The 21,098-nt window shown below is 61.5% G+C and carries 21 protein-coding genes; all 21 read right to left on the reverse strand.

The genetic code is table 11. The features are described 5' to 3' along the window. Positions 1 to 115 precede the first annotated feature (115 nt). The 21 genes from ACIOUG_RS20820 to fabF all read right to left on the reverse strand — a co-directional run bounded on the left by ACIOUG_RS20820 (position 116) and on the right by fabF (position 21,067). On the reverse strand, positions 116 to 1,045 hold the full coding sequence (locus tag ACIOUG_RS20820) for a PfkB family carbohydrate kinase (protein ID WP_401068329.1): 930 nt from the start codon (positions 1,043 to 1,045) through the stop codon (positions 116 to 118). Then, the gene (locus ACIOUG_RS20825) at positions 1,038 to 2,504 is read right to left on the reverse strand and encodes a purine-cytosine permease family protein (RefSeq protein WP_401068331.1); all 1,467 of its coding nucleotides are present in this window, start codon (positions 2,502 to 2,504) and stop codon (positions 1,038 to 1,040) included. Before ACIOUG_RS20825 ends, ACIOUG_RS20820 begins: the two co-directional genes overlap by 8 nt. 169 nt (positions 2,505 to 2,673) lie before the next feature. Then, the gene (locus ACIOUG_RS20830; protein WP_401068332.1) at positions 2,674 to 3,672 is read right to left on the reverse strand and encodes an ADP-ribosylglycohydrolase family protein; all 999 of its coding nucleotides are present in this window, start codon (positions 3,670 to 3,672) and stop codon (positions 2,674 to 2,676) included. Then, positions 3,669 to 4,382, reverse strand: coding sequence for a GntR family transcriptional regulator (locus ACIOUG_RS20835; RefSeq protein ID WP_401068334.1), 714 nt, complete (start codon positions 4,380 to 4,382; stop codon positions 3,669 to 3,671). The genes ACIOUG_RS20830 and ACIOUG_RS20835 overlap by 4 nt, the downstream gene beginning before the upstream one ends. A 230-nt stretch (positions 4,383 to 4,612) precedes the next feature. Continuing rightward, complete coding sequence (araH, locus tag ACIOUG_RS20840; protein WP_401068354.1) at positions 4,613 to 5,581, reverse strand: L-arabinose ABC transporter permease AraH; 969 nt, start codon at positions 5,579 to 5,581, stop codon at positions 4,613 to 4,615. A 12-nt stretch (positions 5,582 to 5,593) separates the two neighbouring features. Then, entirely contained in the window at positions 5,594 to 7,138 is a 1,545-nt protein-coding gene (gene araG, locus ACIOUG_RS20845) for an L-arabinose ABC transporter ATP-binding protein AraG (protein WP_401068335.1), read from the reverse strand. Positions 7,139 to 7,171: 33 nt separating this feature from the next. After that, positions 7,172 to 8,176 (reverse strand): substrate-binding domain-containing protein, encoded by a 1,005-nt coding sequence (locus tag ACIOUG_RS20850; RefSeq protein WP_103520734.1) that lies wholly within the window; start codon positions 8,174 to 8,176, stop codon positions 7,172 to 7,174. 278 nt (positions 8,177 to 8,454) lie between these two features. Next, positions 8,455 to 9,273 carry an SDR family oxidoreductase gene (locus tag ACIOUG_RS20855; RefSeq protein ID WP_401068337.1) on the reverse strand — a complete coding sequence of 273 codons (819 nt, stop codon included), beginning with the start codon at positions 9,271 to 9,273 and terminating at the stop codon, positions 8,455 to 8,457. A 270-nt stretch (positions 9,274 to 9,543) separates the two neighbouring features. Continuing rightward, on the reverse strand, positions 9,544 to 10,419 hold the full coding sequence (locus ACIOUG_RS20860; RefSeq protein ID WP_401068338.1) for an SMP-30/gluconolactonase/LRE family protein: 876 nt from the start codon (positions 10,417 to 10,419) through the stop codon (positions 9,544 to 9,546). 134 nt (positions 10,420 to 10,553) lie between these two features. Continuing rightward, a complete protein-coding gene (locus tag ACIOUG_RS20865; protein WP_401068340.1) occupies positions 10,554 to 11,270 on the reverse strand; it encodes a FadR/GntR family transcriptional regulator in 717 nt (238 codons plus the stop codon). Between the two features lie 191 nt (positions 11,271 to 11,461). Continuing rightward, positions 11,462 to 12,022: a DUF1285 domain-containing protein gene (locus ACIOUG_RS20870; RefSeq protein ID WP_401068342.1), complete on the reverse strand. Its 561-nt coding sequence runs from the start codon at positions 12,020 to 12,022 to the stop codon at positions 11,462 to 11,464. Positions 12,023 to 12,037: 15 nt separating this feature from the next. Next, complete coding sequence (locus ACIOUG_RS20875) at positions 12,038 to 12,643, reverse strand: DUF4823 domain-containing protein (RefSeq protein WP_400498716.1); 606 nt, start codon at positions 12,641 to 12,643, stop codon at positions 12,038 to 12,040. 169 nt (positions 12,644 to 12,812) lie between these two features. After that, positions 12,813 to 13,781 carry a GTP 3',8-cyclase MoaA gene (locus tag ACIOUG_RS20880; protein WP_103484729.1) on the reverse strand — a complete coding sequence of 323 codons (969 nt, stop codon included), beginning with the start codon at positions 13,779 to 13,781 and terminating at the stop codon, positions 12,813 to 12,815. A 137-nt stretch (positions 13,782 to 13,918) separates the two neighbouring features. Further along, positions 13,919 to 14,557, reverse strand: a complete 639-nt coding sequence (locus ACIOUG_RS20885; protein ID WP_007950805.1) for a TetR/AcrR family transcriptional regulator — start codon at positions 14,555 to 14,557, stop codon at positions 13,919 to 13,921. Between the two features lie 452 nt (positions 14,558 to 15,009). Continuing rightward, positions 15,010 to 15,795: a TatD family hydrolase gene (locus ACIOUG_RS20890; RefSeq protein ID WP_401068344.1), complete on the reverse strand. Its 786-nt coding sequence runs from the start codon at positions 15,793 to 15,795 to the stop codon at positions 15,010 to 15,012. Positions 15,796 to 15,810: 15 nt separating this feature from the next. After that, entirely contained in the window at positions 15,811 to 16,167 is a 357-nt protein-coding gene (locus ACIOUG_RS20895) for a PilZ domain-containing protein (protein WP_007967607.1), read from the reverse strand. 42 nt (positions 16,168 to 16,209) lie between these two features. After that, on the reverse strand, positions 16,210 to 17,193 hold the full coding sequence (locus tag ACIOUG_RS20900; protein WP_401068346.1) for a DNA polymerase III subunit delta': 984 nt from the start codon (positions 17,191 to 17,193) through the stop codon (positions 16,210 to 16,212). Further along, positions 17,186 to 17,818 (reverse strand): dTMP kinase, encoded by a 633-nt coding sequence (gene tmk, locus ACIOUG_RS20905; RefSeq protein WP_401068348.1) that lies wholly within the window; start codon positions 17,816 to 17,818, stop codon positions 17,186 to 17,188. The genes ACIOUG_RS20900 and tmk overlap by 8 nt, the downstream gene beginning before the upstream one ends. 19 nt (positions 17,819 to 17,837) lie before the next feature. Continuing rightward, complete coding sequence (mltG, locus tag ACIOUG_RS20910) at positions 17,838 to 19,034, reverse strand: endolytic transglycosylase MltG (RefSeq protein WP_401068350.1); 1,197 nt, start codon at positions 19,032 to 19,034, stop codon at positions 17,838 to 17,840. 3 nt (positions 19,035 to 19,037) lie between these two features. Continuing rightward, positions 19,038 to 19,853, reverse strand: a complete 816-nt coding sequence (gene pabC, locus ACIOUG_RS20915) for an aminodeoxychorismate lyase (protein WP_401068352.1) — start codon at positions 19,851 to 19,853, stop codon at positions 19,038 to 19,040. Continuing rightward, positions 19,853 to 21,067, reverse strand: a complete 1,215-nt coding sequence (gene fabF, locus ACIOUG_RS20920; protein ID WP_401068356.1) for a beta-ketoacyl-ACP synthase II — start codon at positions 21,065 to 21,067, stop codon at positions 19,853 to 19,855. Before fabF ends, pabC begins: the two co-directional genes overlap by 1 nt. Positions 21,068 to 21,098: the final 31 nt, after the last annotated feature.

The raw sequence follows: 21,098 nt of genomic DNA on the forward strand, positions 1-21,098 counted from the left end.
TGAGGCTGATGGCCTTATCGCTGGCAAGCCAGCTCCCACAGGGATTGCGGGGTACACAAATTTGCGTTTCACCCTGTAAACCTGTGGGAGCTGGCTTGCCAGCGAAAGCGCCAGATCAGTCGCCGCAGACTTCGCGGATAAACCCATCCACTTCAGCCGCCCCCGGCGCAGTCGCCGGCCCCCAACGCGTCACCGCCAAAGCCGCCGCCGCATTCGCCCGGCGTGCCGCCTCAAGCGCATTCAAACCCTGCGCCAATCCGGCCACGAACACCCCGGCATGAGCATCACCCGCGCCGTTGCTGTCGACCGCTTTCACGGCAAACCCCGGCACCTGCCGACGCTCGCCAGCCTGCTGGATCCAGCACCCCTGCGGCCCGTCGCGCACCACCATCAGCACGTCTTTCGGTAAATGCTCGGAGAGACGATCCAAGGCCGCCGCAATGTCCGCAGCCCCGGTAAAGCGCAGCGCTTCCACGCTGTTGCTGGTCCACACATCGATGCGCGGCAACAGCGCCTGCATCAGGGGTGAATCCGGCGATTCCACCAACGGGCCTGGATCGAACACCACGCTGATCACCTCTGGCAGCGCCAGCGTCCAGTCCAGCAGCGCCTGCGCCTTACCTGCGTGCAGCAGGCTGTAACCGCTCACATAAACGTAATCGCCCGCCTCGGCGGCCACGCTGTTCAGGTCGTCTCGTGTTACCTCGCCTTCGGCGCCGATGTAGGAAATGAAACTGCGTTCGGCCGATGAGTCAGTCAGCGCCACGCACAAACCGGTGTCGCGCTGCGCCGGTTGTTCGACGCCGATATGAATACCTTCAGCGTTCATCGCCTGGCGCGCCAGATCACCGAAACGCCCGGTGCCGTGGCGACCGAGATAGACCACTGGCAAACCATTGCGCACGGCTGCTGCCATCACGTTGAAGCCGCCGCCGGCCTCGAAAGCGGCAGACTGCGCCAGCACATCGCCGCCGATTTGCGGCAGCTGATCCACGGCCATGACCAGGTCGATGATGACCTGGCCGGTGTGCAACATCTTAGGCATGAGCATTCTCGACTTGCGCGGCGCGGCGATCTTTCGCCCCACCAAGAACCCAGTAAATGCCACCGGCCACCACGAAGGTCACGATCCAGCCGAGGCCGTTGTGGCCCAGCCACGAGTCGGACAGAAAGCCCTTGAACCAGACGTTCTCGGCGGTGGTGCCGATGGTGGTGAAACTGAAGCCGAGCACGATGGCAATCGCCCACGCGCCGAACGCACGCCACTCGATGCCGCCGCGATACCAATAGGCGCTGCTCGGGCTGACGTCGAGCAGATCTTTGGGGCTGTAGTAGTGACGATGAAGGAGGTCAACGACGAAGATCCCGACCCATGCAGTGATCGGCACCGCCAGCAGCGAAATGAAGGTGATGAACGGCCCGTAGAAGCTGTCAGCGATCAGCATGAAGTAGATCGAACCGGCGAAGATCGCGACGATATCCACCACCACCGCATAGACGCGCTTGACCTTCAGGCCGAGGGTCAGCGTGGTCAGACCGGCGGAATACACTGAGAGGTTGTTCGACAGCAGCAGACCGCCGAACGCAGTGATCAGGTATGGCACAGCCATCCACGTCGGCAGCATGTCGCGGATCGCCACGATCGGGTCAGTCGCCGAGGCGAGATCGTTGTTGCCCACCGACAGCAGACCGCCGAGGGTGATCAGCAGCACCAGCGGAATCCCAGCGCCGAACGCCGCCGAAGCGACCAGTCGCACAGCCTTGACGCTGCGGTGCTGATAGCGCGACATGTCGGCGCCGGCGTTGGCCCAGCCGATCCCGGTGCCGGCGGCCATGGTGCCGATGCCGATGATCATCGCGCTGATCGGCGCAGGCGTGGCGTTGAATACGGCGCTCCAGTCGATGGTGGCACAGAGAAAGCCACCGACCAGAATGTTCAGCGCACCGAACACGTAGGTCGCCCACTTCTGGATCACCAGCAAGGTGGCGTGACCGAGGCCGGAAACCGACAGGGTCAGCAGGACGAAAATCGCGATGAAGATCAGCGTCAGCAGCGGCGCGCTTTTCGCTTCCACCGGGGAGCCGAACAGGATCGAGCACAACGACAGCAGCACGAACGCGGCGGTGGTGGTGTTGACGGTTTCCCAGCCTAGCCGCGACATCAGCGAGACCAGCGTCGGGCCGATGTTGCCGCGCACGCCGAAGATCGCTCGCGACAGGGTCAGGCTCGGCGCACGGCCACGGCGGCCGGCAATCGAGATGATCCCGACCACCGCGAATGAACCGGCGGCGCCAACGATCGCGACGATGATCGCCTGCCAGATCGCCAACCCGCGAAACGCCACCAGCGTGGCCCCCAGCGGCAGGCCGAGAATGGAAATGTTGGCGGCGAACCAGACCCAGAACAGTTGCAGCGGATGACCGTTGCACTCGCCTTCCGGCACCGGCTCGATGCCGCGGGTTTCCAGTTGCCCGGCGCTTTGCCCGGCGTTTGATGAACTCATGAACAGTGCTCCTGTTTGCCTTTATTGTGGTTGTGGGCAATTCAATCGCCTGCACATCTCCTGTAGGAGCTGCCGCAGGCTGCGATCCTTTGATCTTGATTTTCCGGCTGTCTGAAGACTGCTGAAGATCAAAAGATCGCAGCCTTCGGCAGCTCCTACACAGGGTTCCTCAGCGTAAGGTGAGGAGTCCTTTCACAAGGGGTTCAAGCTCCAGATGATTGACCGCTTTGACCGTGGCAATCATCGGCGCCGGCCAGCTCTCAAGACCCAGGCAGGCCCCGAGCATGGCGCCAAGAATCGCTGCGATGGTGTCGGTGTCACCGCCAAGGCTGGCGGCCATGCACAACGCATCAAATGCGCTCATCTCGCCAACCGCCACTTGCTGCGCCAGCGCGAACGACACCACCACCGATTCCTGCGACGCCACCGAAGTGCCAATCACGTCGTACAGCAGATCCGCCAGCAATGCCTTGTCGCTGTCGACGCTGATGGTCCGCGCCCAACTGATGCGCGATGCGATACGCCCACCGGCGACCCAGTGCCCATGTGCCTCGGCCTGTTGCGCAATCTGCTGGCCGAGGTTCAGCGCCTCGCCCAGATCCATGCCGTTGATCCCGGCCGAGACCACCGCCGCGACCGCCGCCGCGCTGGAAATCCCCAGCGTGGTGTTGTGCGTGACCTGACAGGCCTGGACCACGGCCGCGATGAAGCGCTCGGGGTCGGCAACGTCTGCCGCGATGCCCACCGGAGTGATGCGCATGGCCGCGCCGTTGGTGGTGCCGTAACGCCCGGCCTCCTCCGGCGAGTGGCCGGCGAGGATCATTTCAATGGCGCGTTTGGTCGACGGGCCGAGCAGATCCTGCGAACCCTTGGCCTGCATCTCGGCTTCCCATTCGATCAGGCGCTGGGCGAGGACTGCCGGCTCGATGCGGCCCTTGCCTTCAATCAGCAATTCGCCGACCAGAATCGCCTGTTCGGTGTCATCGGTGATCGAACCCTTGGGCATGTTGGCGGCGATCGGCTGCAGAGGACCGGCGTCCTGCAGATCGGTGATCCGGCCGAAGCGGGTCTTGATCGTTTCGCGGTTCAGCGATTGCGTCGGCATGCCCAACGCATCACCGAGGGCCAGGCCATAAAACGCACCGAGGGCACGGTTGAGCGCGGTCATTTCGATTCTCCAAATTGCAGGTGCAGGCGGAAATGCACCGGATCGAGCAGGCTTTCGACCTGCTCCATGAAACGGTTCTGCCGGTCGTAGGTGGTGCGCAGGGCCTTGAGGAACACGGTACCCACCGGGCGCCCGAGCAGTTCGGCGTCTTCGGCACTCAGCGGTTCGGCGCCGATCCACTGATCGCCGCGCTCGCCGATGTAACCGTAGGCAGCGAGGGTGATGGTCAGCGAGTTGTCAATCAAACCAACGCGCGGCAGGCTTTCCAGGCCGCCAGAGGCCGGCATCAAGGAGCGTTCGAGGGACACCAAGGTGCCGTCGTTGGAACGACGACGGCGGTCGAGGGTGATGAACTGGTCAGTGCCGAAACGCGAGAGCAGATCGGGCCGGGTCACGGCTTCCAGACGCAGAATCTCGGTGTTGATCAGCGCCCCGCTGTCGGCCAGCGCCTGCGCCCAGCCGCTGCGCTGGTCGAGCACCACACCGTCAAACGTGACGATCGAGCCGACCCCGCTTTGCGTGGCGATGTAATTGCGCCGCTTCAGCTCGGCCAGCGCTTCGCGCAATGTGCCGCGGCTGACATTGAATTCCTGAGCCAACTGATGCTCGCCGGGCAACAGAAAGCCGTCCTCCATGAGGCCGCTTTCGATGCGCCGGACGAGTTCGTCGACCACCCGTTGTTTCTTGTCAAATCGTACCTGTCTAATCATGTACAAATTGATACCCGAAACGGGCGCGGGCGGGCAAGGGGTTTTTAGGGGTTCGGACAGAAGGAATGCATAACTGTGGCGAGGGAGCTTGCTCCCGCTGGGCTGCGGAGCGGCCCCAAATCCGGTGACAGCGGTGAGTCTGACACTCCGCACTGTCCGGATTTGCGACTGCTGCGCAGCCGAGCGGGAGCAAGCTCCCTCGCCACAAAATTATGCTTCGACAGATAGAATCAGCGTTGTTTGAGGCGGTCGATGACGACGGCCAACAACAGAATCGAACCGCGAATCACATACTGATAAAACGTATCGATGTTCTTCAGGTTCATCGCATTCTCGATGATCGCCAAGATCAGCACCCCGGCAATCACGTGGCGGATCATGCCGATCCCGCCGCTCAGCGACACGCCGCCGAGCACACACGCCGAGATCACGGTCAGCTCGAAACCCTGGCCAATCATCGGCTGCCCGGAGGTCATGCGCGAAGCGAGAATCACCCCGGCCAGCGCACCGATCACACCGTGCACGGCGAAGATGATGATCTTGGTCCGGTCGACATTCACCCCGGCGAGCAACGCCGCTTCCTGGTTGCCACCGATGGCCATGGTGTTGCGCCCGTAGGTGGTGTAGTTCAGCAACCAGCCGAAAAACAGGAAGCAGACGATGGTGATCAGGATCGGCACCGGCACGCCGAACAACTGGCCGTTGCCGAAGACGAAGAACGATTCCTGCGACACCCCCACCGCTTTGCCGTTGGCAAAAATGTAGGCCAGACCACGGACGATCTGCATGGTCGCCAACGTGGTAATCAACGCATTGACCCGCAGCTTGGCAATCACGATGCCGTTGATCAGCCCGACAATCAGGCCCATCACCAGCGCTGCGCTGACGCCGAGGAACACGCTGTTGGTGTCGCGCATCACCACCGCTGCGACGACCCCGGCGCAGGCGATTACCGAACCCACCGACAGGTCGAAGTGCCCCGACGCCAGGCAGTAGAGCATGGTGCAGGCGGCAATGCCGGTAGTGGAAATCGCCAGGCCCAGCCCGCGCATGTTCAGCGGCGAGAGGAAGTTGTCGATCAGCAAGGTACAGGCGATGAAGATGCCGATGGCTGCCAGCAGCATGACCCAGTCATCGAGGAAGCGCCGCAGGTCCAGCGGTTTGCGGGGAGTCGGCAGCGCCTTGTTTTGGATGGTCATCATGTTCACCTCTCAGTTCGCCACGCCGTCAGCGCGATGGCGCGGCAAAGCCAGTTGCAGCAAGTTGGATTCATTGGCCTGGTCGCGGCTGACTTCACCGCGCAGCGCGCCTTCGCAGAGCACCAGAATGCGGTCGGAAATGCCCATCACCTCCATGAGGTCGCTGGACACCACGATCACCGAAATACCGTCGGCGGCCAGGTTATGGATGATCTGGTAGATCTCGGCCTTGGCCCCGATGTCGATGCCGCGAGTCGGCTCATCGAGCAGCAAGACCTTCATCGGCATCGACAGCCAGCGACCGAGAATGGCCTTCTGCTGATTGCCGCCGGAAAGGAATTTGATCTGCTGCCCGGCGTGCGGGGTTTTGACTTTCAGCGCCTTGATCTGCTTGTCGGCGTTGCCCTTTTCCCACAGCCCGCGCAGCAGGCAGCCGAGGCTGGCATTGGCGCCGCGCGCGCTGATGTTGATGTTCTCGGCAACGCTGGCCAGCGGGATGATCCCCTCTTTTTTCCGGTCCTCGGGGCACAGCAGGATCCCGGCGGCAATCGCATCGCGCGGTGAGCGCAGCTTCAGTTCATGGCCGCGCAATTCGAGGCGTCCGGCGCTGTTGCGCGCAAGCCCGCTGAGCAAGCGAAACAGTTCGGTGCGCCCGGCCCCGACCAGGCCGAACAGGCCGAGAATCTCGCCCTTGTGCGCTTCGAAACTCACCGGCTCACGCAGGCCCGGGCCGAGCAGACCATCGACCTTCAACGCCACCGCGCCACGTGGACGGCTGCGGTAATCGTAGATGTCCTGAATGTCGCGGCCGACCATGCAAGTCACCAGTTGATCGTGGGTCAACTGGCTCATGTCGTCGAAGGTGCGCACGTAACGGCCATCCTTGAACACCGTCACTGCATCGCAAATGCGGAACACTTCTTCCATGCGATGCGAGACGTAGAGCACCACTTTGCCCTCATCGCGCAGGCGGCTGATGATCGCCATCAAACGGTCGATTTCGCGCGCCGAGAGGCTGCTGGTCGGCTCATCGAAGGCGATCACATGCGCGCCACGGGACAGCGCCTTGGCGATTTCCACCAGTTGCCGCTGACCGAGCGACAGGCGCCCGACCTTGGTCTGCGGATCGATTTCATCGGCCAGGCCCTTGAGGCAGGCCAAGGCATTCTGGCGCAGCAGACCGCGATTGATCAGGCCGAAACTGGCGGGCAGATGACCGAGAAACAGGTTCTCCGCCACGCTCATTTCCGGCACCAGATGCAGCTCCTGGTGAATCACCGCGACGCCGCTGCCAATGCTGTCGGCGGTCGACTTGAACGCCATGGTCTGCTCGCCGATCTGCAACTCGCCGCTGCTGGGAATGTAGGCGCCACCGAGGATTTTCAGCAGGGTCGATTTGCCGGCACCGTTCTCGCCCATCAAGGCGTGAACCTGCCCCGGGTGGGCGACGAAGCTGATGGCGTCCAGCGCCTTGACCCCGGGGAAGGTCTTGCCGATCCCGTTGAAGCGCAGGCTGCCGCCGACGCTGCTTGCATGTGTCTGTACTTGCGCGTGCATCTGAGTCACCTCTTCACACCGATCGAGCAGCCATCAATTCCACAGGCCGATTTTTTCCAGCTCTTGCTTGAAGTTCTCGCGGGTGATCAGGGTGACGTCGTCCATCGCCGTGTACTTCGGCGGCTCTTTGCCGGTGGTGACCCACTCGTACATCATCTCGGCGGTCTTGTAGCCTTCGATGTGCGGGCTTGGCAACATCGAACCGAAGAAACCGCTGTTGGGCTTTTTCAGCTCGCCGATGGCGTCGGTGCCATTGATGCCGATACCGATCACGTTGGCCGCAGCGAACCCGGCGGCTTCGGTCGCGCGCACGCCGCCGAGCACAGTGTTGTCGTTCATGCCGCCGATGATCAGGTTCTTCGCTGCACTGGGCAGCTTGACCAGTGCCGAGTTGGTGGCGTCCATGCTGCCCGGCACGTCGAGGGTTTTCAGCGCGGCGGTCAGGATGTGGTCTTTCGGCAGGCCGGCGTCTTCGAGCGCCTTCATCGAACCGTCGGTGCGCTTCTTGCCGGTGTCGAGCTCGTTGTAGGTGTTGACCACCGCGTAGGTGTCTTTCCAGTCCCAGTTGCGTTTCTTCGCTTCGGCGACCATCGCGTTACCCTGCTTCTGGCCGACTTCGAAAGCGGCCATGCCGAGGTACGGCACGTCTTCCATGAACTTGCCGTTGGCGTCGACGAAGCGGTCATCGACGGCAATCACTTTGAGGTCATTGAGTTTGGCTTTGGCCATGATCGCCGGGCCGAGCGAGACGTCCGGAGGGCAGATCACGAAGCCCTTGGCGCCGTTGGCCGCAAGGCTGTCGATGGCCGAGAGGGTTTTCTCGCCGTCCGGCACGGCGATCTTGATCAGTTCGAAGCCTTTGTCCTTGGCGGCTTTCTCGGCGAAAGCCCACTCGGTCTGGAACCACGGCTCTTCAGCCTGCTTGACCAGAAAACCGATTTTCACGGTGTCGGCAGCCAGCAGCGAACTGCTGAGACTGAACGCGGTGACCGCCAGCGCGGCACTGCACAGGGTACGAATCCCGAAACGACGTTTCATAAGCTGACTCCTTGTTATTTTTTTTGAGCAAATTAAACAGTTTATGGCGAGGGAGCTTGCTCCCGCTGGGCTGCGAAGCGGCCCTGAAACCGGTTACCTCGGTCAATCAAACACACCGCGCAGCCCGAATTTACGACTGCTGCGCAGCCGAGCGGGAGCGAGCTCCCTCGCCACAGGTGTGGTGGCGTGACACGTACTGCTGCAAAGCCTGTTGAAAATAGTCATATCGTATGATGATTGGATTTCAGACGGAGTTCATCGCCTGAAACCTCATCAATTCAGTCGTGGTACATCACCGAGCGCCCACCATCGATGGTGATGCACGAGGCGTTGATAAACGGCGCTTCATCACTGGCCAGAAATACTGCGGTCATCGCCACTTCGAGCGGCTGGCCGATGCGTTTCGGCGGGTGCAGATCAAACGCACGCTGACGCTCGGCCTGCGGATCGGCAAAGCCGTTCCAGTAATCGACGTTCAGTTGCGTCTCAATGTAGCCCGGGGCGATGGCATTGACCCGAACACCCTTCGATGCGTACTCGATACCCAGCGCCCGGGTCAGTCCGAGCAAGCCGTGCTTGGCCACCGGGTACGGGAAGCAGCCGGGAATGATGTGGCTGGAATGGGTCGAGGCGATGTTGATGATGCTGCCGACGCCCTGCTCGATCATCTGCGGCAGCACGGCTTTGCAGCCGTACCAGGCGCCGTCGAGGTCGATGGCGAAGCAACGGCGCCAGTCTTCTTCGGTCATTTGCAGCGGGTCGCGGAATACATTGACCCCGGCGCAGTTGACCAGCACGTCGATGCGCCCGTGCAGCTCGACCGCCAGTCTGGCCATGGCGTGCAGGTCATGCTGGCGCGAAACGTCGGCCTTGATCGCCTGCACGTCGTAGCCCTTGTCGCGCCAGTGGGCGGCAACCTTCTCGACTTTCTCCGCCTGAATATCGCTGATCACCAGTCTGGCCTGCTGCGAGGCGAAGGTGGCGACGATGGCTTCGCCGATGCCTTGGGCTGCGCCGGTCAACAGTACGACCTTGTTTTTCAGACGCTCACCCTTCGGCGGCTCGGGCACCGGCGGCAAGGAAAGAGGTTCAGCCATGGATCAGGACTCCTGTTCGTCAGCACAAAAAAACCGGGCATCTGACGATGTCCGGTCTGGAAGGCTGTAAAAACGAAACAGGCAGGCGCGGTGAGCGACACCGGGCCGTTGCGAGACGCTGACTCCGCTGAGGAGTGCGATAGAGATTCGCTGCATCACTTCACCTGTTTTGTTCTTTTTAAGTGTGAGTGCGTGTTACTGCTGGAGCCGACTATAAACCCGACCGCCGAATAATCTCAATATATAATTTTGCATCCCATATTTTGGGATTCAACCTGCAAACCGAGTGCAGAGTTTGCCCGGCACATCGACCCGCATCGACAGGACCGCGCCATCCAATGGATGGTTGTGCGGACTCTGGGCACTGGTGATGTACAGGGTTTTCAAATCTTCGCCGCCGAATACGCAACTGGTCGGTCGGCTGACGGGCAGATCAATCTTGCGCTCGACCTTGCCTTCCGGGCTCAGGCGCAGCAGGCAGCTACCGTCCCAACGTGCGTTCCACACGTAACCATCGGCGTCGATTGCCGAACCGTCCGGGCCGCCGTTCCGGTCAGGGCCGTACCAGATTTCAGCATTGCCCAGATTGCCGTCGGTGTGAATGAAATAGCGATTGAGCGCCCCGTCGAGGCTGTCACCGAACAGCAGCGTGGTGCCGTCGTCGCTCCACAGCAGGGTGTTGGGAATGCCCAGGCCGCGCAGCAATGGCGTAACGCGCTGATCGGGATCGATACGGAACAGGCCACCGGAGCGGCGCACGATCGGCAGGTCTTCGCCGTTGTCGCCGATGTTGTTCTGCATGGTGCCGAGCCACAGTCGACCCAAGGCGTCACAGCGCGCTTCGTTGGGCCGATTGCCCGGTTGCGGGTCGGCGATGCAGAACAGCGTCAGGCGCGGCTCGAGGCCGGGAGAATCGAGATCGAGGCGATAGACGCCGCTGCTCAGGGTCACCAGCGCGTCGCCGCTGGCACACGGAATGAACGCCGAAACGTGCTCGGGCATCTGCCAGATCTGCACGTTGTTACCGATCAGCCGCAGCGCCTGCTGGCCGGCGATATCGACCCAGTACAGCGCCTGGGTGGGGGCGTCCCAGAACGGGCCTTCACCGAGTCTGGCGCGGTGTTGGGTTACGGCGGTCGACGTCATGGCAACTCCTTGGGTCTTGTGGCTTTTACTGTGGGAGCGGGCTTGCTCGCGAAAGCGGAGTGTCAGTCGAAGGCGGCGTGTCTGATACCCGCCTTCGCGAGCAAGCCCGCTCCCACAGGGGAATTTAGGCTTTGTCAGCTGGCTTTTTTGTCGGCCATCACCTGCGGGTAAAAACGCTTGATCGCGAGGTCGGCATTGTCGATCAGGGTCATGCAGGCCCACACCCCGCGCGCGGCATCGCGGGTGGCGATGGCGTCGGCCATGTCCTTGTGGATCGGTAATGTGCGGCGCAGTTCATCGGGGTCGGCGGCCGAGACTTCAAACGACACGGCGAGCAAGGCGCCGAGGGCCGGGACCATTTGCTCGATGAACTGGTTGTGGCTGGCCGCCAGAATACATTCGTGGAAAGCCTGGTCGGCGCGGTTGTAATCAATGCCGCTGTCGACCGCCCGCTCCAGCGCGTTGTAGGCCAGTTGCACCGCCTGGATCTGTTCCAGGCTGGCGCGCTCGCAGGCCCAGCGCACGGCCATCGGTTCAATGGTGCGACGCAGGTCGAGCAGGTCATCGACAAAATTTTCCGGCAAGCCATTGCGCGACAGCCAGCCGACGACTTGCGGATCGAACAGGTTCCAGCGCCGTACCGGCAACACGCGGGTGCCGACTTTCGGCCCGACTTCAAGCATGCCTTTGGCGACCAGGGTCTTGATCGCTTCGCGAATCACCGTGCGGCTGACACCGAGCTGTTCGCCCAGATCCGCCTCGACCTTGATCGCCTGCCCCGGTTTGACCTGGCCGGCAGCAATCCAGCTACCCAACCAATCGACCGTTGACGCATGAAAGCTGCTGGACATGGGCACCTCAAAGCCGATCGCGATGGGTGTCCACGCTAATCATCATATGATTGACAGTCAATCGGGATTTTCTACTGAAAAATAAAACCCTGTAGGAGTGAGCCTGCTCGCGATAGCGGTGTGTCAGTCACCAGCAACAGTGATTGATCCACCGCTATCGCGAGCAGGCTCACTCCTACAGGGGGTTGTGTTTAAGGTTCGAGGCCGATGCGGAAGAACTCGCCGCAGCTCCACACGCCCAACCAGCGCTGCCCGTCGATTTCACGACTGACCGCCAGTTCCACCAGTTGGTAGAACACATTGCGGTGAATCAGCGCTTCGAGGTTGCTGCGCACATGCACATAAGGCGCAGGTTCCTGGGTCGACGGATCGATCTCGACGCGGATCGGATGTTCCGGCCCGGCCTCGGCGGTCTCCTCGACGTTGGAGGTGAAGCGCAGGACCTGCGCTTCGCCCTCCCCTTCGACCTCCACGGCAATCGCCACGAACGGCGCGTCGTCGACCTTGATCCCGACCTTTTCGACCGGGGTAATCAGGAAGTAATCATCGCCGTCGCGGCGGATGATGGTAGAGAACAGCTTGACCATCGGCTTGCGCCCGATCGGCGTACCCAGGTAGTACCAGGTGCCGTCGCGGGCGATGCGCATGTCGATGTCGCCGCAGAAGTCCGGGTTCCACAAGTGCACCGGCGGCAGGCCTTTGGTTTTGGGGATCTGTCCCAACAGGTCATTGGCTTTTTGCGGGCCACTCATGGCGTACTCCTTGGTTTATTGGTCGCCGATCCCCAGCAGGCTGCGCGCGTATTGCGCCAGTGGCGGGCCGATCAGGTCTTCCGGTTTGTTGTCGTGGAACGTCAGTAAACCGCCACGACTCTTGATCCGTGCAGTATCAATCAAATACTGGGTGCTGGTCTCGATCAACATGATTTGAATCACCCCGCCGTCGATGCCGAGGCGATCCACGGCTTCCTGATCGAGCCACTCATCAGAGTTGCCGATACGGTCGTCAGCCTTGGCGAAACGGGTGTACAGCAGGTAGTGCGCGCCCGCATCGCGAGCTTCGCCCAACGCCTGATCGAGACCTTCCGGTGCACGCGCGCGGCGGACCATCGGGAAGTATTCGACAAAACCCTTGAAGGCTTCTTCAGCCACTACGTTCGGCCGCGGATAGGAACCACCCGGCGGCGCAAAGGCGCCCTGAGCGATGTAGATGAACGAGTCCGGCTGAATACGGAAGTTGTTCACCCGACGGCTGTCGCTGTGATCGAGCAGCCCCGCGTCGCTCATCTGATAGCGAGTGCCTTCGGCCATATCGCTGACAGTCATACAGCCGCCAAGCGCCAAAACGGCCAGCAGCAAAACCAGGCTACGCATCCTCATCCTCCAGAAGCCGGTGACGGAAAACCGGCGAATGGCCGTTGGATGCAGCTTTTGCGCCAGCTCAGGTTCTTTGGCGAATGATGGATTGCTTTCGCGAGCAAGCCCGCTCCCACAGGATTACCAAAAACCCTGTGGGAGCGAGCCTGCTCGCGAAAAAGAGGGTTCAGCCGCCGATGATCTTCATGACGGTCGCGCCACCGGAGAACGCCACTTCCTGCTTGTCGCCCAACGCCTTGACCAGCAAGCGCTGCAACGCCGGCAATGCCTGATGGCGCGGCTTGTCGAGCAGATCGCCGACATAGTGGCGGTTGCTCGACGACAGGCAGCCATGCAGCCAGCCGGTCGACGACAGACGCAAGCGCGAACAGGTTCTGCAGAACGGCACGCTTTCGTTGGCGATCACGCCGAAGTGGCCGAGCCCCGGAATCGCATAGCGCACGGCCGTGGCATCCACCGGCGCATCGGCCTGGGCGTACTCGTAGCGCTCGCCAATCAAGCTCAGCAGTTGCTGCAGGCTGACGAACTGTTGCAGGAAGGCATTGGAGTCGGTGGCGAGGTGGCCCATGCGCATCAGCTCGATGAAGCGCAATTCATAGCCACGTTCCAGGCAGTAATCGAGCAGCGGCATCACCTGATCCAGGTTCTGCCCGCGCAACGGCACCATGTTGACCTTGATCTTCAGCCCCGCCGCTTTCGCCTGGTCCATGCCATCGAGCACGGTCGCCAGATCGCCGCCACGGGCGATGCTGCGGAAGGCGCCGGCATCCAGGGTATCGAGGGACACGTTGATCCGGCGCAGACCGGCATCCACCAGCAGCGGCAGTTTTTTCGCCAGGAGTTGACCGTTGGTGGTCAGGCTGATGTCTTCCAGGCCCATCTTGCCGACGGCACTCATGAAAGATTCGAGTTTGGGGCTGACCAGCGGCTCGCCACCGGTGATGCGCAAACGCTCGATGCCGGCGGCTTCGATCAGATACGCCACGCCGCGCGCCATGGCCTCGGCCGACAGTTCATCCTGCGCAGCCACCAGCCGCTTGCCATTGGGCACGCAGTAGGTACAGGCGTAATTGCAGGCTGAGGTCAGGCTGATGCGCAAATTGCGAAAACGCCTGCCTTGACGGTCAACGATCATGATCACCCCGGCGATAGAATTTCGAGCCGCTAAAACTTGACTCACAAATCAAGTTTTAGCAAGCCCTATGCCTGAGTATATTCCTGCGGTACTGCGTCATGTAGCGAAATCATGGCGCAATAAGGCCGCTGAATGATTCAGCTGCTCGGGGTTTCCGGATCACGCTTGCGCTTGTTGCCCATGCGCACGCCGATGTCCATCAGGAACTGGAAGAAACCTTCCTGATCTTCCAGCACATTGCTCCAGAACGGCGAGTGATACAGCGCCACCGCGCCGTGCACCAGCGCCCAGGACGCGCAGTAGTGGAAGTACGGCGGCACGTCTTCGAGCTTGCCTTCGCTGATCCGGCCCTTGATGAGCAAGGTCAGGCGTTCGAAGTTCGAGGCACGGATCTTGTGCAGCTCCTCGACCATTTCCGGCACCTGATTGCCTTTTACCACCTTCTCTTCGAGACGGTCGAACAGACGGTAGCGCTGCGGGTCGCGCATGCGGAATTCGAAGTAGGCACGGGACAGCGCTTCCTTGTCCTTATCGACATCGGCCGAATGCAGCAGCTCATTCAAATCACGCTCGTAATCGAGCATCAGCCGCAGATAAATCTCGGCCTTGGATTTGAAATGCTTGTAGATCGTGCCTTTGCCGATACCCACGGCATCAGCAATCATCTCGACGGTGACACTGTCTTCACCTTGTTCGAGGAACAGCTTGAGCGCGGTATCGAGAATTTCTTGCTCGCGGCGACGAAACTCACGGACCTTACGAGGTTCTTTGTGCATAAGAAAAGGTCTGTAGGGGTCAAAATTCGAAGCCGCGTATTATGCCTAACTTGCGCAAAAATGCACGGATCATCCGACCATATCTGTGTTTCTTGTTCATTTTGCGAACGCCAGGGGTGCAATGAGAACTCAACCGAAGCGCACGTATTCCAAATTTGTTTAAAAACCCCGACCGGCTAACTGGACTGCACGCCAGACTGATCAATACTTGAACTGTCGGGCGGCATCTCCCCCAAGTGCCGTGCCGGTAAAGGTACCAAGGGACCGCGTGCCTTTGTTTTACTCCTAATGGTCTTAACCCGGATTCACCCCCCAGAACCCGGGTTTTTTTTGCCTGCGATTTGGCGCAAATCCCTGTCATTACGCACATCGCACCGGTAGGAGCTGCCGCAGGCTGCGATCTTTTGATGTTGATTCTTTAAAGATCGCAGCCTGCGGCAGCTCCTACACGGTCAGTCTTTTACATGTGCCAATGGAAACAGTCGCTTGAAGTTCTCGGTGGTCTGCTCGGCGAAACGTTCGTAGTTCTCACCGCGCAGCATCGCCAGAAACTCCGCGACTTCGCGCACGTATTGCGGCAGGTTCGGCTTGCCGCGATACGGGATCGGCGCCAGATACGGCGAATCGGTCTCCACCAGCAGGCGATCGGCCGGCACCTTGCTCGCCACATCGCGCAAAGCGTCGGCATTGCGGAAGGTGACGATGCCCGACAGGGAAATGTAATAGCCCATGTCCAGCGCCGCTTTGGCCATCTCCCAGTCTTCGGTGAAGCAATGCAGGACACCGGCCTGCGGCAACGCCGCTTCACGCAGCAGCTCGAGGGTATCGGCGCGGGCGCCACGGGTGTGGATGATCACCGGTTTGCCGGTCTGCTGCGCGGCTTGCAGGTGCAGACGGAAGGATTCCTGCTGCAGCTCGGCGGCTTCCGGTTCGTAGTGATAATCCAGACCGGTTTCGCCGATCGCCACCACTTTCGGGTGATTGAGCTCGTGCAGCAGCCAGTCCAGCGCCGGCGCCGCGCCCGGTTGCACATCCAGCGGATGCACACCGACCGAGCAATCGACGTCGTCATAGCGCTCGGCGAGGGCTTTGACGTCGGCGGCGTTATCGGCACTCACGCCGATGCACAGGAAGTGCCCTACCCCGCGCTGGCGCGCCGCATCGAGTGCAGCATCCAGCGAACCGTCATGGGCGGCGAGGTCGAGGCGATCAAGGTGACAATGGGAATCTACGAGCATAAAAGAGACTGCAACTTACATCGTATGAGTGGGACGGTCGGATTTCAGTGCTCCGGCCAGATGGGTTTCGATGCGACTGCGGGCGGTGTTGTCGCCATCGTTGAATTGCACGCCGACGCCGGCTGCGCGGTTGCCCTGGGCGCCTTTGGGAGTAATCCAGGCAACCTTGCCGGCCACCGGAATCTTCTCCGCCTCGTCCATCAGGTTCAGCAGCATGAACACCTCGTCGCCCAACTTGTAGCTCTTGTTGGTCGGGATGAACAGGCCACCGTTCTTGATGAACGGCATGTAGGCGGCGTAGAGCACCGATTTGTCCTTGATGGTCAGGGACAGGATGCCGTTACGCGGCCCCGGGCTGATGGCTTCATTCATGCTGACCTCCACTGCTGATGTTCAGAGTCTAGGTACACATTCTTATCTTTGGCCAGGCAATCCCGCCCATTGCACCAACAATGCTTCCAGCAGCAAGGCCGGATTGAGGTTGGCTTTGCTCAGGACTTTCTGCCGCTGAGCGAGAATCCAGTCCTGAATATCGAGGACTTTGCCTTGGGCGCTCTTCTGCGCCAGATATTGCACGACTTTGCGCATGTCGGTCAGACCGAGACCGGTTTCGTCCTGAGTCAGCTGATAGCGCAGGATCAGGCTCGACCAGTCGCAGAACCAGTCGAACAGGCGCAGCATCGGAATGTTTTTCCATTCTTCGGCCAGTTGCGTCGGCGACTGCTGCTGCTTGAGCAACTTCTTCACCCCTTCAACGACCTGCGCACGCTGTTCGCGAACACCCTGGGACTGCAGACTGACCGCCGCCAGTGGTGAACCGGCTGCCAGCGTCAGCAATTCGACGCGCTCCTCTTCAGAGCACTCCGGCAACGCCTGCGCCAGCCATTGCAGGCTCATGGCCTCACCCGGCAGCGGACACGCCTGCTGCACGCAGCGGCTCTTGATCGTCGGCAGCAAACGGCTCGGCTGGTGGCTGACCAGCAACAGCACGGTATCGCCGGACGGCTCTTCGAGGCTCTTGAGCAAGGCGTTGGCGGCGTTGATGTTCATCGACTCCACCGGTTCGATCAGCACCACTTTGCGCCCGCCCAGTTGCGCGGTCTGCACCACGAAACTGACCAGATCGCGCACCTGATCGACCTTGATCGCCTTGTCGGCTTCCTCCGGCTCGAGGATGTAATTGTCCGGATGGCTGCCGGCCTTGAGCAGCAGGCAGGATTTGCATTCGCCGCACGCCTCGGGCGCAGGACGCTGACACAGCAGGCTGGCCATCAGGCGCTCGGCCAGCGCGCGCTTGCCGATCCCGGCCGGGCCGTGCAGCAGGTACGCGTGGGCGTGCTGGCTACGTCCGGCCAGTTGCTGCCAGAGGCTGTCCTGCCATGGATAGGCCTCAGCCACGAGTCAGCTCCAGCAGGTTCGGAATCAAGGTATCCAGCGATTGCTGAACCTTGACCAGAGGCTGACCGGCATCGATGCGTACATAGCGCGCCGGATCGGCTTCGGCACGCTCAAGAAAGGCATTGCGCACCGCTTCGAAGAACGCCCGGCCTTCCAGCTCGAAACGATCCAGACGGCCACGGGCACTGGCGCGGGCCAGGCCGATTTCCACCGGCAGATCGAAAATCAGCGTCAGATCCGGACGCAGGTCGCCCTGAACGAACGTCTCCAGGGCAGCAATGCGTTCCAGCGACAAACCACGACCGCCGCCCTGATAGGCATAAGTCGAGTCGGTGAAACGATCACACAGCACCACCGCGCCGCGAGCCAGCGCCGGGCGGATCACTTCGGCCAGATGCTGAGCGCGCGCAGCGAATACCAGCAACAGCTCGGCATCCGGGTTCATGACTTCGTCGGCCGGGGCCAGCAACACATCGCGGATGCGCTCGGCGAGTGGCGTACCGCCGGGCTCACGGGTCAGCACCACCTCGATACCCGCAGCGCGCAGGCGCTCGGCGAGGTATTCGCGATTGGTGCTCTTGCCGGCGCCTTCCGGGCCTTCCAGGGTAATAAACAAGCCAGTCACAGGCAGTCCTTAATCAAAGTCATTGCGCGTTTTGCGGTGCGGTCGCCCCGGATTCGGCAGCCGGCGCCGGAGTCGGCGCAGGTTGCTGAGCGGGAACCTGCGGCAGCGCCTCAGGTGCGGTATCGGGGGACGCAGCAGGCGTCGCCTCCTCGGTGGCCGTGGCGGGAGCAGTCGGCGCGCTCGTCGGGGCCGGGCTGGAGCGGTAATCGGCACGACGCTTGAGCTGGAACTCGCGCACCGCACTGTTGTGCGCATCCAGATCATCGGAGAACACATGGCTCCCGTCACCCCGGGCGACAAAGTACAGACTGGTGCCTTCCACCGGATTCAGCGCGGCATGAATCGCCTCGCGACCGACCATGGCAATCGGCGTCGGCGGCAATCCGGGAATCACATAGGTGTTGTACGGCGTCGGCTCCTTGAGATGAGCACGGGTCAGCTTGCCGGTGTAGCGCTCGCCCAGGCCGTAGATCACCGTCGGATCAGTCTGCAATTGCATGCCCAGCGCCATGCGGCGCACGAACACGCCGGCGATTTGCCCACGCTCCTGCGGCACACCGGTTTCCTTCTCCACAAGCGAGGCCATGATCAGCGCCTGGTAAGGCTCGCTGTACGGCGCATCGGCCGAGCGGTTCTCCCACTCCTTGGCCAACACCTCGTCGAGACGGTCAAAGGCTTTCTTCAGCAACTCGACATCGGAAAAACCCCGTACGAAGCGGTAGGTGTCCGGGAAGAATCGCCCCTCGGGGAACAATCCGCGATGACCGATTTTCTCCATCACTTCGGCGTCGCTCAAACCCTTGAGGGTCTGCTCGATCTTTTCATCTTTTGCCAGCGCGGCACGGACCTGGTGGAAGTTCCAGCCTTCAACCAGCGTCAGGCTGTACTGCACCACTTCGCCACGCTTCCACAAGTCGATCAGACCGTTGACGGTCATGCCCGGCTGCATGCGGTATTCGCCACTGTGGATCGGCGTACCAGCCAGGTTGAAGCGCCAGTAGATGCGCAACCAGAAGGCGTCCTTGATCACACCATCGGTTTCGAGCTCAAGAAAGGTACGGGTCGGCGTCGAGCCTTTCGGCACATCCAGCAGTTCTTCCTGCGTGATGTTCAGGGGCTGTTCCAGCGCCGAATGAATTTTCCAGGCGCTGGCGCCCATCAGCAGCCCCGCCAGAACCAGTCCGGTTTCCAGCAGCAGCAAGAGTTTACGTCTCACGAATCAGGCATCCAGTAGCGCGCGGGCAATGGTTTGCAGTTTACGGGTGAGCGGGCCAACCGGCCAGCTCAGTGCAGCGTAGGCGCGTACCGGCCAGACGCCATAAACGCTGTTGCACACAAAGACTTCATCAGCCCATTGCAGCTGTTCGAGGCTGATGTCGGTGATTTGGGTGGGGATGGCCAACGACTCGGCCTGAAACAATATTTCAGCACGCATCACACCGGCCACGCCACAGCGCTTCAGATCCGGGGTAATCAGTACGCCGTCGCGCACCAGAAACAGGTTGCTGAACACACCTTCGATGACGCGCCCGGCCTGATCGAGCATCAAGCCTTCGGCGTGTTCGCTGTCGCGCCACTCGGCGCGGGCGAGCACTTGTTCAAGACGGTTGAGATGCTTGAGTCCGGCCAGCAACGGCTGATTCGCCAGCCGCGTGACGCAGGGAAACAGGCGTACGCCTTGCTCACCGTGCACAGCAGGATAAGCCGCAGGCGGATTGCCCTGCAGAATGCGTCGGCCCTGCGCCGCTGGATCGGGCGCGTAGCCACGCAAGCCGTCACCACGGGTGAGGATCAGCTTGAGAACGCCCTCGCCCATCGCCGCGGCATAAGCCAGCAGCTCGCGGCGAACCTGTTCGATATCGGCCGAGATGGCCAGACGCGAGCAACCTTCGGCCAGACGCGTCAGGTGACGATCCAGCAACAGCGGCTGGCCGCCGCGCACAGCAATGGTCTCGAACAGACCATCGCCGTAAGCCAGGCCGCGATCTTTCAGCGACAGAGCGTCAGCCGGCTGACCGTCGACCCAGCTGTCCATCAGCCGGCGAACCGACGGAACGCCAACGTGCCGTTGGTCCCGCCAAACCCGAAGGAGTTGGAGAGTACGACGTCGATATCCATGTTGCGCGCAGTGTGCGGCACGAAATCGAGATCGCAGCCTTCATCCGGCTCGTCGAGGTTGATGGTCGGCGGTGCAACTTGGCTGTTGATTGCCAGCACGCTGAAGATCGCCTCGACCGCGCCCGCCGCACCCAACAGGTGACCGGTCATCGACTTGGTGGAGCTGACCGCCAGGTTGTAGGCGTGATCACCGAACACGGTCTTGATCGCGTTGGCTTCGGCAAGGTCGCCGGCCGGGGTCGAAGTCCCGTGGGCGTTGATGTACTGCACCTGGTCGATATTGATCTTCGCATCGCGCAGCGCATTGGTGATGCAGCGGGCAGCACCGGCGCCGTCGGCGGGTGGCGACGTCATGTGGAACGCATCGCCACTGGTGCCAAAACCGATCAGCTCGGCGTAGATCGTGGCGCCACGGGCCTTGGCGTGCTCGAGTTCTTCGAGTACCAAAGCACCGGCACCGTCGGACAGTACGAAGCCATCACGGCCCTTGTCCCAGGGACGACTGGCGCGGGTCGGCTCGTCGTTACGGGTGGACAGCGCACGGGACGCGCCGAAGCCGCCCATGCCCAGACCGCACGCGGCCATTTCGGCACCGCCGGCGATCATCACGTCGGCTTCGTCGTACATGATGTTGCGCGCCGCCATGCCAATGCAGTGCGTACCGGTGGTACAGGCCGTGGCAATGGCGTAGTTCGGCCCCTGTGCACCCAGGTGGATGGACAGAAAACCGGAAATCATATTGATGATCGAGCCTGGCACGAAGAATGGCGAGATTCGACGCGGGCCCGTCTCATGCAGGGTACGGCTGGTTTCTTCGATGTTGGTCAGACCGCCGATGCCCGAACCCATGGCCACGCCAATGCGCTCACGGTTGGCGTCGGTAACTTCCAGACCGGCGTTGCGAACAGCCTGAAAACCCGCGGCCAGACCGTACTGAATGAACAGGTCGAGCTTGCGTGCTTCCTTGACCGACAGGTATTCCTCGACATTGAAGCCCTTTACCGAGCCGCCAAAACGGGTGGAATAGGCAGAAAGGTCGGTGTGGTCGTTCGGACGAATGCGACTGCGGCCAGCCCGCCTGGCCTGGGAACGGCTCGGCTCCTCCGTGCCCAGTGGCGACAACTTACCCATAGCGGTGAGTAGGGGGCGTCTAGGCGGCGCT

Origin of the sequence: Pseudomonas sp. NPDC087803 (genome assembly GCF_044742995.1) — a bacterium.
Classification (GTDB): domain Bacteria; phylum Pseudomonadota; class Gammaproteobacteria; order Pseudomonadales; family Pseudomonadaceae; genus Aquipseudomonas.

Excerpts from the sequence above, each read along its gene's own strand:
- araG (WP_401068335.1), bottom strand. The coding sequence starts at position 7,138 with ATGCACGCGCAAGTACAGACACATGCAAGCAGCGTCGGCGGCAGCCTG.
- fabF (WP_401068356.1), bottom strand. The coding sequence starts at position 21,067 with ATGGGTAAGTTGTCGCCACTGGGCACGGAGGAGCCGAGCCGTTCCCAG.
- ACIOUG_RS20855 (WP_401068337.1), bottom strand. The coding sequence starts at position 9,273 with ATGGCTGAACCTCTTTCCTTGCCGCCGGTGCCCGAGCCGCCGAAGGGT.
- ACIOUG_RS20825 (WP_401068331.1), bottom strand. The coding sequence starts at position 2,504 with ATGAGTTCATCAAACGCCGGGCAAAGCGCCGGGCAACTGGAAACCCGC.
- ACIOUG_RS20875 (WP_400498716.1), bottom strand. The coding sequence starts at position 12,643 with ATGCGTAGCCTGGTTTTGCTGCTGGCCGTTTTGGCGCTTGGCGGCTGT.
- araH (WP_401068354.1), bottom strand. The coding sequence starts at position 5,581 with ATGACCATCCAAAACAAGGCGCTGCCGACTCCCCGCAAACCGCTGGAC.
- ACIOUG_RS20890 (WP_401068344.1), bottom strand. The coding sequence starts at position 15,795 with ATGCTCGTAGATTCCCATTGTCACCTTGATCGCCTCGACCTCGCCGCC.
- ACIOUG_RS20880 (WP_103484729.1), bottom strand. The coding sequence starts at position 13,781 with ATGATCGTTGACCGTCAAGGCAGGCGTTTTCGCAATTTGCGCATCAGC.
- ACIOUG_RS20820 (WP_401068329.1), bottom strand. The coding sequence starts at position 1,045 with ATGCCTAAGATGTTGCACACCGGCCAGGTCATCATCGACCTGGTCATG.
- ACIOUG_RS20830 (WP_401068332.1), bottom strand. The coding sequence starts at position 3,672 with ATGACCGCGCTCAACCGTGCCCTCGGTGCGTTTTATGGCCTGGCCCTC.
- ACIOUG_RS20835 (WP_401068334.1), bottom strand. The coding sequence starts at position 4,382 with ATGATTAGACAGGTACGATTTGACAAGAAACAACGGGTGGTCGACGAA.
- ACIOUG_RS20895 (WP_007967607.1), bottom strand. The coding sequence starts at position 16,167 with ATGAATGAAGCCATCAGCCCGGGGCCGCGTAACGGCATCCTGTCCCTG.
- ACIOUG_RS20865 (WP_401068340.1), bottom strand. The coding sequence starts at position 11,270 with ATGTCCAGCAGCTTTCATGCGTCAACGGTCGATTGGTTGGGTAGCTGG.
- ACIOUG_RS20850 (WP_103520734.1), bottom strand. The coding sequence starts at position 8,176 with ATGAAACGTCGTTTCGGGATTCGTACCCTGTGCAGTGCCGCGCTGGCG.
- pabC (WP_401068352.1), bottom strand. The coding sequence starts at position 19,853 with ATGGACAGCTGGGTCGACGGTCAGCCGGCTGACGCTCTGTCGCTGAAA.
- ACIOUG_RS20870 (WP_401068342.1), bottom strand. The coding sequence starts at position 12,022 with ATGAGTGGCCCGCAAAAAGCCAATGACCTGTTGGGACAGATCCCCAAA.
- ACIOUG_RS20860 (WP_401068338.1), bottom strand. The coding sequence starts at position 10,419 with ATGACGTCGACCGCCGTAACCCAACACCGCGCCAGACTCGGTGAAGGC.
- ACIOUG_RS20885 (WP_007950805.1), bottom strand. The coding sequence starts at position 14,557 with ATGCACAAAGAACCTCGTAAGGTCCGTGAGTTTCGTCGCCGCGAGCAA.